The sequence below is a fragment of the Mesorhizobium sp. CNPSo 4671 genome, assembly GCF_057784245.1.
Genome location: NZ_JBWLUW010000038.1, coordinates 1 through 10,552 on the forward strand (window position 1 = coordinate 1; position 10,552 = coordinate 10,552).

At 57.6% G+C, this 10,552-nt stretch carries 5 protein-coding genes, 1 tRNA gene and 4 pseudogenes; 7 read left to right on the forward strand and 3 right to left on the reverse strand.

The features are described from left to right. Positions 1–170 precede the first annotated feature (170 nt). Positions 171–518: pseudogene (locus tag AC04SF_RS36885) on the forward strand (ISAs1 family transposase); the annotation flags it as partial. 76 nt (positions 519–594) lie between these two features. After that, positions 595–933: an ISAs1 family transposase gene (locus AC04SF_RS36890; protein WP_488481811.1), complete on the forward strand. Its 339-nt coding sequence runs from the start codon at positions 595–597 to the stop codon at positions 931–933. Between the two features lie 120 nt (positions 934–1,053). Here the strand turns inward: AC04SF_RS36890 and AC04SF_RS36895 are convergent, their stop codons facing one another. The 3 genes and pseudogenes from AC04SF_RS36895 to AC04SF_RS36905 all read right to left on the reverse strand — a co-directional run. Next, positions 1,054–1,545, reverse strand: a complete 492-nt coding sequence (locus AC04SF_RS36895; RefSeq protein ID WP_488481812.1) for a GNAT family N-acetyltransferase — start codon at positions 1,543–1,545, stop codon at positions 1,054–1,056. 253 nt (positions 1,546–1,798) lie between these two features. Continuing rightward, positions 1,799–2,745, reverse strand: a pseudogene (locus AC04SF_RS36900) (IS110 family RNA-guided transposase). Between the two features lie 195 nt (positions 2,746–2,940). Next, positions 2,941–3,166 (reverse strand): annotated as a pseudogene (locus AC04SF_RS36905) (IS481 family transposase); the annotation flags it as partial. Between the two features lie 381 nt (positions 3,167–3,547). On the opposite strand from AC04SF_RS36905, the pseudogene AC04SF_RS36910 reads away from it, so the two are divergent. The 5 genes and pseudogenes from AC04SF_RS36910 to AC04SF_RS36930 form a co-directional block, all read left to right on the forward strand. Then, positions 3,548–4,256 (forward strand): annotated as a pseudogene (locus tag AC04SF_RS36910) (transposase); the annotation flags it as partial. 607 nt (positions 4,257–4,863) lie between these two features. Then, a complete protein-coding gene (locus AC04SF_RS36915) occupies positions 4,864–5,856 on the forward strand; it encodes a GHMP family kinase ATP-binding protein (protein ID WP_488481813.1) in 993 nt (330 codons plus the stop codon). Between the two features lie 10 nt (positions 5,857–5,866). After that, positions 5,867–6,925, forward strand: coding sequence for a cysteine synthase family protein (locus AC04SF_RS36920; protein ID WP_488481814.1), 1,059 nt, complete (start codon positions 5,867–5,869; stop codon positions 6,923–6,925). Next, positions 6,922–9,624, forward strand: coding sequence for a lyase family protein (locus AC04SF_RS36925; RefSeq protein ID WP_488481815.1), 2,703 nt, complete (start codon positions 6,922–6,924; stop codon positions 9,622–9,624). Before AC04SF_RS36920 ends, AC04SF_RS36925 begins: the two co-directional genes overlap by 4 nt. 151 nt (positions 9,625–9,775) lie before the next feature. After that, a tRNA-Arg gene (locus AC04SF_RS36930) sits at positions 9,776–9,850 on the forward strand. The last annotated feature ends 702 nt before the right edge of the window (positions 9,851–10,552 follow it).

Here is a 10,552-nt window from a genome sequence, read left to right on the forward strand (position 1 = left end):
ACCCGTGAATATCTCAAGCCGACGAACCGGCTCTTCGTCTCTGGACTTAAGCGTAAGCTCTGAAATCGTCATGTGTCGAAGCCCTCAAAGGCTCCGAGCATCGTGGCTCACGACCACGCGCGAAAGGTGGTGCCGCAACAGCGCTCACCTTCGCGCGCGCCTGCCAGGAGGTGGTCTCACTCGACGGCAAGGCGCTGCGGCGGGCCTATGAGAAGGGTCTTGCCGCCAGTCCGCCACTGACGGTGTCGGCCTTTGCCGCCGAGACACGGCTCTGCCTGGCGGCAGTGTCGCCCGGTGCGGGCGAAAACGAGGTCGAGGCTGCCCTCAAGGTCGTCGAACTCATTGATCTTACTGGTAGAATGGTCACGGCCGACGCGCTGCACTGTCACAAAAGCATGGCCCAAGCCATCACCGAACGCGGTGGCAATTATCTGCTCGCGCTCAAAGGAAACCGTCGCCATTGGGTGGGCCACGCCAAACAACGTCTGGCCGAGCTCACCCCCGCAGCAACGTCGCGGACCGAAACCAGTCATGGCCGCGACGAGTGGCGGCAGGCAGAGATCGTGGCCGCAGCCGAGCCACTGATGCTTGGCCATGGCCTTCATCCGCATCACAAGCCGGCGCAATCAGACCGAACCGGTGACACGCTTGTTCATGGCCTCGACGCTGCTATCGCCACAGCAGGCGCTCGACCTGACAAGGGCACATTCGCAAATCGAGAACGGGCTGCATTGGATGCTCGACGTCCATCTGGACGAGGATCAATGTCGTGCTCGCAAGGACAATGCCCCTGCCAACACCGCCCTGCTCAATCGCATCGCCAGAAACGTCCTACAGGCAGCCGATATCAGCAAAGTCCCCATCAGCCATCGCATCAAAAAATGCGCTTGGAATGATGACTATCTCATCCAAGCTTTAACCCATATGCGATAGCCCTCCCGCCCCCGGGGGTACTGAATCAAGTCGAGAGGGTAGAACGGGTACAGCATGAACGATTTGACCGCTGCGATGATCAAGCAACCGCCGGCAAAAGGCGCCGCGATGGTCACGAATTCAGGGAGTATGTATCTCGCGTTCAAGAACGTTTTGTAAGCCAAATTTTTTATCGTGGTAAGTCGTTCCTGTGTCCAAAAACCCAGACGTTAAATAAAAGCGTCTAGCCTTTACATTCTTTACTTCAACGGTAAGCATGAGGTGCCTGACAGATGGGCGGTTTGTCGAAATCCATTCAGAGATAAGTCCCGTTGCCGCTTTTCCATATCCGTTACCTTGGTATCTACGGCCTACGCGAAGGCTGTGCAGGGTAATCACGCCTGGCTGGGCCCATTCAGGCAGGGCTGATTCTTCACGCAGGACCAAGAAGCCAACGGTCTCATGGCGGACAACGATTGAAAATGGGTGCTCCAGGTCGGGGCGCGCGTTACCTTGAAGCTCACAGAACACCAAATCCAACGGGTCGACGAACTGCTCTTGCTCGGGATAGAGCTGCAAGTGGGCGACTCGGGCTCGATCAAAGTGAGATAAAGTCTTCAGCGTCGCATGCATAGTAGGTCTCGCTATCAGGCATTTGTAGCCTTTGTTGAAGCACGAACGAAATATTCCGACCCGCACCCTGATTTCGGTGGGCAGCTCCTGCCGGCAAAAGTCGTGCCAACTGAGCAGAAACGCACAAACAATTTGAGCATGAGAGCATACGAGTGAAGCTGGAGTACGTGCATCGTGTCGCGGACGCGACAAACTCGAAACAGGTGTCACTCTAGATGTTTAGTCCCGGCATTTGCTAGAGTATCCGTCTTGGTCAAGGAAAGGATGGAGACCATTTGCGGTCGTCCCTGATGAGAGCGTTTGCGATGACGACAAGCTTTCGCATGATTGCGGTTATGGCGACTTTTGCAGGTTTTCCGCCTGCTCGGAGGCTTTCGTATTTTGCCTTGAGAGGCTAATTGACTCGGGTGGCGACGAGGGCGGGCATGTAGAGTGCCTGCCTGAGCATTTGCCGGCCGCCCTGGATGAAGCTCTTGCCCTTCCACTGGCCGGACTGGCGGTCGACGGGGGCAAGGCCGGCCAAGCTTGCAGCTTGCTTGTTTTCGAGTGCACCCAGTTCGGGCATGTCAGCGACGATGGCGAAGGCGCTCGCCTCTCCAAGCCCCGGAATGCTGGTGAGAATATCGAAGCGGCGTCTGAGACCGGGTTCGCTGGCGATATGAGTTCGGCATTCGGCGTCGATCGCTGTGATCTGGGCAGCGATTTGTTTCAACCGTTGCTCGGCCTGGCGCTTCAACAGCGGGATGGTCAAAGACTTCTGTCGGTTCAATGTGGCGGTGCGGTCCTTGATCAGCGCTCGTCGGGCGGTGACCAGTTCGCAAAGCGCATCAAGGGCATGGCTGCGGATCGGCCGGATCTGCGGCGCCATCAGCGCGCCAAAGTGGGCGAGCATGGCGGCATCGATCCGATCGGTCTTGGACAAACGGCCGGCTGCCTTTGCGAAGGCACGCGTGCGCTGTGGGTTCATCTTGACCAGCGGCAGGCCCTTGGCACCCAAGGTGCGCTCGAGCAACCGATGATAGGCGCCCGTCGCCTCGTAGACGATGCGGGCAGGCGCAAGAGGCACCAGCAGCGGATCAGTTCGTGCAGACCGCTGGCGTCGTTGGCGTATTGCCGCTCCATACCTTCCGGCAGCAGATGAACGTCGAGGCGATCTTTCGAGATGTCGAGTCCGAGTGTGCGTGGTATGATTGCGGTCATCTTTTCCGTGTCCCGTGCTTGTCATCCGGGTCTAGAAACCGGGCTATCCGTTCAGGCCTCATGGAAAAGAGAGGGGCGATCATACTCTAGCTCGGTCCATCACGACCGGCGATTCATCGATCCCACCCCTCCCGCCGCCTGCGGGTGGTAAAGGCCCGCAGGCGGCAACCCACTTTGGCCTCGAAACGAGGAAAGTCATAAGACAAGCGGATTTAGCCTGAAGCGTTCGGGCTGGGTGGCCCACGCCGTGCAGACGAACTCATAGGGCGTCAGGCCTTTGAGGGTCTTGAGCCTGCGAGCAAATTGTAGGCGGCTACGAAGTCGGGGAGATGACTGAGAGTTAGTCTAGTCATGGCTCTCGCAGTAAGCGCTTGACCGTAGCGTCTTTGATAGTCCGGTTCATCCTCTCGAACTGGCCGTTATCCGGTATGTGATCTGTGGTGCCTTTTCGTCCTGCTGTTCTTGTTTTGGAGCGGCGTTATGGTGAGCCCATCCGGGACATGGAGCACCGCAAACAACTCGCTCGTATCGCCTTCGCAGTCATGCGCGACGCAACACATTATGCCGGCACGCCGGCGTAAAAGTAAAAGCAGCATCGGCTGAGGCCGTGAGCCGGAATCGAGGGTGACAATGCCGTGATGGGAACACAGATCCTGAAAGCCTGCAGCATAGTCGGAGCTTCGAGCTCGCTCTCTTGATCAGGCCAAAGGATCAGCGGATACCATCAGGGCCAGCGGTCACAAGACCGCAGCAACAGGGCGGAGACATGACCGAACCCGCGACCGTCCCATCGCTGAAAACAAGGGTACCGAGCATCAACGAGGAAGACCATCGGCGCATCGGCCGTGAACGCAAAGGTTCTGGTTGGCGAGCGGACCTGCCATGTCAACCGGATTAAGGGCCTGCTTTTTGGTCAGGTCTTCACCGGCAACGAGCCGCTACGACGTGACCGGCGACATCGGCTTGAGGAATTGAGGACCGGCGACGGCCGCGCACTGCCAGAACATCTGAAGGGGCAAATCCGTCGCGAGCTCGACCGGCCCGAACTGGTAATAGCCGAAAGAGGTGCAGGCCGAGCGCGACGCTCTGCTGGCAATCGAAGTCGCCGAAACTCCAGCAGCGACATTGCTCGATCTCAAGGGTATCGGCCCCGATTGTGCCGCCATCCTCTACGCGGAAGGGCTGTTCCGGCACTTCGATAATCGCCGGCAGGTCGCCGCCTATGCCGGGCTCGCGCCGACGCCTTGGCAGAGCGGATCGGTCCAGCGCGAGCAAGGCGTCTCGAAGGCCAGCAACCCCCGGCTGCGAACGACGATGATCGAGTTGGCGTGGCTGTGGCTGTGCAATCAACCGAGTTCAGCGCTTACCCGCAGGTTCCACGAACGCGTGATGCGCAATCAGTGCCTCAAAATGACAACCATCGTCGCCCTTGCAAGGAAGCTGCTCGTGGCGCTGTGGAAATATCTGACCGCGGCGTCGTCATCGGAGGTGCCGTCATGAAGGCTGTCTGACGAGATCACACCGATACACTCATCCCTCGAGGCCTGATCAGCCTCGGCGGATCCAGGAGGCGAACCGCGATCCCAGCTGGCTGGAATGCCGTATCAAAGACGGGTCTCGCCTTCTGGGCCCCTGCCGCCGCAAGCGGGACATTGGTGCAGCCGTCTCAAGCGGCGACCGTATATGAGTTTGACTAGGCTCGATTGACCGAGCCGTGTCACGCAATCGGGCCCAGCTCTGGATTCCGCCGCCAATTGGGAGCAACACGATGCCACCCTACGACACCTCTTGACCTCAGCATCGTCATGTGAGCCCGGGACTAAACATGCACCCCCAGACTGAGACAAGGAAAATCGCGGCTGCGGGATCCGCGCTGATTGCGGATTCGCCGCCGATAATCAACGCGGCAACAGAACCTTCAAGTAATTTTACAGAACCTTTGCGATCTAAAATCGCCGTCAATGGTACGTTCACCCGAAAGTCTGAGGTGAGGACCTAGGCGCCTTAGGTGCTTGCGTATCCCAACTGAAATGCGAGCCCATGAACCTAACGGCCTAACGGGGAAGTGATATGGCGATCCAAAACTCTACCGACCCTATCGGCCCTAGCATCTCCACTATGGAACTTCTCAAAGCCGCCGCCGATGAAATTTGGAGCCCATACATGTCTCACCAGACGTTCGATGGCGCGGACGCGACCCAGATCATCGCTGAGCACAGACTGCCACCAAAAGTTCATTCTAGCGACGCTCTTTGTTGCGGCACATTCGGCGAGCTGCTACAAGGCCAGTTACCGGTCGGCTCCGTTCCCCGGGACTCTCATTTTCTGGTCACGATGCCCGTCGCGCTTTTTGCGCGAGCTCACTTTATACCGATTGCGGGCACCCGATCTGTAACAGTTTATCCGTCACATAAAATTAAAGCAAAACGATTGGCTGAGAACCTCGTGATTGAGCTCGGCGGCCCAGGAGGAATCCTAATTTTGGAATCTGAACTCTCCGAAGGCAAAGGGCTGGCGAGTTCGTCCGCAGATCTTGTAGCGGCCGCACGGTCAATCGGCTGCTGCTTCAAGCGCAGAGTCCGGACATCGTTGATCGAGAAGCTCATGGCAGAGATCGAGCCATCCGACGGGGTGATGTACCCAGGGGTAGTCGCATATCAGCAGCGAGCATGTCGCCTTCTCTCCTTCCTTGGGCAAATGCCGCCGCTTGCAATCGTTGGTATCGATGAAGGCGGTACGGTCGAAACCGTCGACTATGATCAACGGCGAGGTGAAATCTCCGCCAGTCACAGAGAAGAATATCGCCAACTACTCGACCGCGCACGGATAGCAGTTCCGCGCGGTGACACGGCCACGATAGGCAGGATTGCTACAGCTAGCGCGCTCCTGCATCAGGAGCGAACTCCAAAGGAGCATCTGAACTCGATGCTGAAAGCATCTGAGGCCACTGACGCTCTTGGGGTCATAGTCGCGCACAGCGGCACAATGATTGGAATTCTGCTTGATCGAATGGCGGCTGACTTCCCACAGAAGCTTAGGTCGGTGCTCGCGTATGTATCGCCGTTCGACAACTCGCCAAGAATATATCTGACAATGACTGGCTGCCGGTGAGGTGAGCAATATGGACTTCGCCCGCAAACGCCTGCCATTCACCAGCTATTCTGATGCCTTTGCTCTTCCCACCATTATTAGGTGTGAGACAAACCTTTATCTTGCGCAATTCGCATTCATGAAGCTTCTCCCTGCTAAGTACATCGTCGAGCAAGCGCTGGCTCGAGGGACTTTGACTCACGGCATGAAAGTTCTCGAGACATCGAGCGGGACCTTCGCACTGGGTTTGGCGGTAGTTTGTCGGGAACGTGGATTCCAGCTTGAAGTCTTCACAGACCCTGTGATGGACAAAGGCCTAGAAAACAGGTTGAGCTCCTTGGGGGCCAAAGTCTTCATAATAACTGAAAAGGCGAAGCAGGGTGGCTATCAAAGAAGCCGCCTCGACGCATTACACGCCAGGATGAGACAGTTGGGCCACTCCTGTTTCTGGCCCCGGCAATATGAAACACCCGACAACCCCGCAGCCTATGAGCTCTTCGCCGATCAGATATCGGGGATGTTGGACGCCGACGTAACTTTGGTCGGTTCTGTGGGGTCAGGCGGCTCTACCTGCGGAACGATAGAGCGCCTCCGGCAAAAGGCCCCTGGCGCCCGCCTGATTGGCGTGGACACCTTCAACAGCGTCATTTTTGGCCAACAGGATGGCGAGCGGAAGCTGCGGGGCCTGGGGAACAGTCTTGTCCCCAAGAACGTGAAGCATGAACTCTATGACGAGGTGCATCTCATATCGGCTCCGCTCGCATTTGCTGCAACGCGTACCCTCCACGAGCGGCACGCCGTTTTCGCCGGTCCGACCTCCGGAGCGAGTTACATCGTGGGGCATTGGCGCGCCCGGCAGTATCCACGAGAAGCCGTAGTCGTCATATGCCCCGATGAAGGCCACCGCTACGTCGAATCCGTTTACGACCGCCAATGGCTGAAGCAGCACGGATGTCTACATGAAAGTGTTCTGCTGGACGCGCCGGCAACCGAAAATCACCCTTCGACTGCCCTCCCACCATGGAACAGATATCTGTGGAAGCGGAAAAGCCGGGAAGCTGTCCTAAACGTTCTGGAGGACGCGTCATGATGAACCGGGGTAGCTTCCTTTTTGTCGAAAGCAACACAACGGGCACTGGCGAACTGTTGATGAAGCGGGCCCGAGCCTTAGGTTTTGAGCCCTATCTCGTTACGCGCAATCCTGCGCGCTATCCGTTCCTCAAAGACTCGGTCGCCCGAGTGATCGAAGCTGAGACCCGCAGCCCGGACGAACTTATCGGGGCCGCCGCCAAATTAAGTAGGCTTGCAGGTATATATTCGTCGTCGGAGTATTTTGTGGAAGCAGCATCACGTGTCGCTGCGGCGATAGGGCTGCCAGCAGCGAATCCGGAGGCTATAGCCGCATGCCGCAACAAATGGAAGCAAGCGGCCGAGTTGCGGCGACAATCAATCACGATCCCTGAAACACGGCTGGCCACTTCCGTCAGAGATGTCGAGAACATTCTTGCCCAGACCACTCTGCCGGTGGTGGTCAAGCCAGTGTCCGGCAGTGGTAGTAGCGGCGTGAGGTTGTGCGACAGTGCCGCAGCCGCCATCAAGGCGTTCGAGAGTGCAAGGGGCGCACTGCTCGATCAAGTGGATCTGCCCAGCCCAGACGTCCTGATCCAGCAGTATGTGGAGGGTAAGGAATACTCGGCAGAGATAATTGCGTATGATGGAACGCTGCATTGTCTCGGAATTCTTGCCAAGCACAAAGGGCCGGCTCCCTGCTTCGTCGAGGTAGGGCACGACTTCCCGGCCCCGCTACCAGAGCCATCCCTCAAGGAATTGACTTCTTTTGCCGCAGGCGCGGTGTCCGCTCTGGGCCTGAATTTCGGACCGGCTCATGTGGAGTTCGTGATAACGGAGTCGGGCCCCGTCATCATCGAGGTGAATCCCAGGCTGGCTGGAGGGATGATTCCAGTCATGCTCGCGCACGCCTTGGGCACGTCAATCCTTGACATGGTGATTAGACTTTACGCTGGAGAAGGGTTTACACCTCCCCACGCGACCGCAAGGGCGGGAGCCATCCGTTTCCAACTCGCTCACAAATCCGGCAAGCTCAAACGCCTGGACTTCTCTCGAAAACCAGACCCGATAGTGCCCGAGGCCGGGGTACTGAAATCTGAGGGGGAGGAAGTTCAAATAAATGGCGACTTCAGAGACCGGGTAGCCTACGCCATAGGCGTAGCCGATGAACTGAATGTCGCCGTCGCGGCTGCGCAACAGATGATCGACTCCACGGTCATCGAAATCGAGCCAGCTTCCGCCGAAACGGCGAACACGCAAGTCGCTGGGTCAAGCGAGAGCGGGTGGAACCTACATCCCGAAGCGATGAAGTTGCTCGCTCCACCTATCGAAATCTCGCGTGACGGTCGCCTTCTGCAGTACCAAGCGACAATAGACGAGGCACATCTGGTGATGCTCGCCGACCAAGGCTTGATCAGCCAGGCAGTGGCTGCTGATCTCCTCAAGCACATCTTGGACCTCCAGGACGAGGGGTTTCAGTCTTTGGAGGGCAGCGAGGCTCCGCGTGGCCTCTACCTTGCTTATGAGGCCGAACTTACCGCCAGAGCTGGCACGGACAAGGCCGGCTGGCTGCACCTCGCAAGGTCCCGCAACGACCTGAACGCGACCATTTCTCTCCTGGCCCTCCGAGAGGCCGCGTGTTCCATCTCGCAACAGATTGGAATTGCACAAGATGCTTTGCTTCAGCGAGCGGAAGAGGCATCGAGACTAGTGGCTCCGCTCTACAGTCAGTACCAGATCGCACTCCCTGGATCGCCAGGGCACTGCTTGCTTGGCGTCTTCTTCGCTCTGGGACGCGAGCGCCAGCGCCTCCATAGCCTGCTGGAAGACATCAGGAACTGCCCTATGGGAGCTGGTGCCGGCGGAGGCACCAGTATGCCGATTGATCCCCTGCAAACCGCAAGTCTTCTTGGATTCGAACAGCCGTCGTTCAACTCACTCGATGCGGTCGCGAGCCGAGACCATCACCTTTACGGGCTTTCAATCTTTGCTGGCATCTCAACCTTGCTCAGTCGTGTGGCCCAGGATCTGCAGGTCTGGACGACTCGCGAGTTCGCTCTTATCGACATTCCTCGAAATCTTGCCGGAGGCTCGTCCATGCTGCCGCAAAAGAAGAACCCGTTCCTACTTGAACACATTAAGGGATCGGCAAGCACGGTAATTGGCGCATACGTTTCTGCGGCAACGGCTACCTGCAAAGCGCCTTTCAGCAACTCGATCGAAACAAGCAACTACGGGTGCTCTTCATTGGGTCTAGCAGAAGATGCCCTGAAGCGGGCCATTACGCTCACATCGCTAATCGTGAGGTTCATGTCGTTTAACGAGAGGTCGATGCGTGAGAATCTGGAGGACGGGTCATCAATGACGGCCGTCGCCGCCGAACGGATGGCGTCGAGAGGCGTCCCTTTCAGGAAGGCCCATACACAAATTGGCGAGATCGCCAGGCGTGTCCGTCAGGATAGCTCCGTTGCGGAGCGCCGAAGCGAGTTGGCCAGCCACCTCGCTGGCGTGTTACCGGAAAGTCTCGAAGAGTGCAGAGATGCTCTGCAGTTCGGAGGCGGACCCGGAAAACGATCCATCGATGACCAAGTCTCCATAGCAAAAGCGCTTAGTCGGGACACACAGCTGAAATGCTCCGAAGTATGGGAGCGCTGGGCGCGCGCTGCGATCCACCGCCGACAGAGGGTAGATAGCCTTATTGATAGGCACCAAGCCACCTGAACGGCGAAAATAAGGACGACGTCCAACCGTCCTGTCGCCCGACTTGGCAACCGCGTTGATGATTACGTAGGCGCACTTCATCTGTTTCTGTTAGCCCGGCGGATTGCCAGAAAACGCCATGCTTCGATAGCCGACCAAAACCGTCGGTAAGGTGCTCGTAGCTCAATTGGAAGAGTTCCAGACTTCGCATCTGGCGGTGCAGGTTCAAACCCTGCCGAGCGCACCATAAATTTGAAAACACGCTGCCGACGTGTGCGGGTTGCGAAGTGGACAAGCGTTTAGTTTGTTACCGATTGGCGCGCATTGCGATGCCACGATGCCACGATGCCACGATGCGGTGGGCGAGAGTAGTCTGCCATCTGCAAGGGAGTCGAACCGACCCAAGTGTGTGCGGCGCGCAACGCTCTTTACGACTTCGCAAAGCAGGTTGGCATATTGGAAGAATGCGACCTCTGCGATGCAGTGGATTGCAGCCTGGAAAGCAGGCACCGCAAAAGTCTAGATCCTGTTCGCCGATGCGACTGCGGCGACGCGCAGTAGTGAGATTTGGTTAGCATGCGGCCTGTCGGCAGAGACCGGCTGTCAAGGGGGGAGATGCCGGTTTGAGCAGGTTCGAAAGGCCAGTCATTGTACAGGTTGGCCGCCATGGCTCAGAGCGTATAGTGCTCGACGTCAATGACGCCGCCGCTATCTTGCTGCGGGATATCGGTCGTCAGACCGAGAAGAGCAGGATAGCAATGGATGTCTGTCTGCAGTTATGGCGAGCTCGCCATTACTGAAGTAATCAGCAGCAGTTCATAATGTGAAGGAACGCGCCGAACACGCGATTTTCCCAGCAGGCAGGCCCGATCGGCCTTCGGCGTGCTGCGCATTATTTTTCGACATGAGATCTTTGGCTGTCGTTCAAAACGCAGTCGAGGAGATTTTC

What these genes read in the sequence shown, in the direction of transcription:
- AC04SF_RS36890 (WP_488481811.1), top strand. Translation starts at nt 595, where the DNA reads ATGGCCTTCATCCGCATCACAAGCCGGCGCAATCAGACCGAACCGGTG.
- AC04SF_RS36895 (WP_488481812.1), bottom strand. Translation starts at nt 1,545, where the DNA reads ATGCATGCGACGCTGAAGACTTTATCTCACTTTGATCGAGCCCGAGTC.
- AC04SF_RS36915 (WP_488481813.1), top strand. Translation starts at nt 4,864, where the DNA reads ATGGAACTTCTCAAAGCCGCCGCCGATGAAATTTGGAGCCCATACATG.
- AC04SF_RS36920 (WP_488481814.1), top strand. Translation starts at nt 5,867, where the DNA reads ATGGACTTCGCCCGCAAACGCCTGCCATTCACCAGCTATTCTGATGCC.
- AC04SF_RS36925 (WP_488481815.1), top strand. Translation starts at nt 6,922, where the DNA reads ATGATGAACCGGGGTAGCTTCCTTTTTGTCGAAAGCAACACAACGGGC.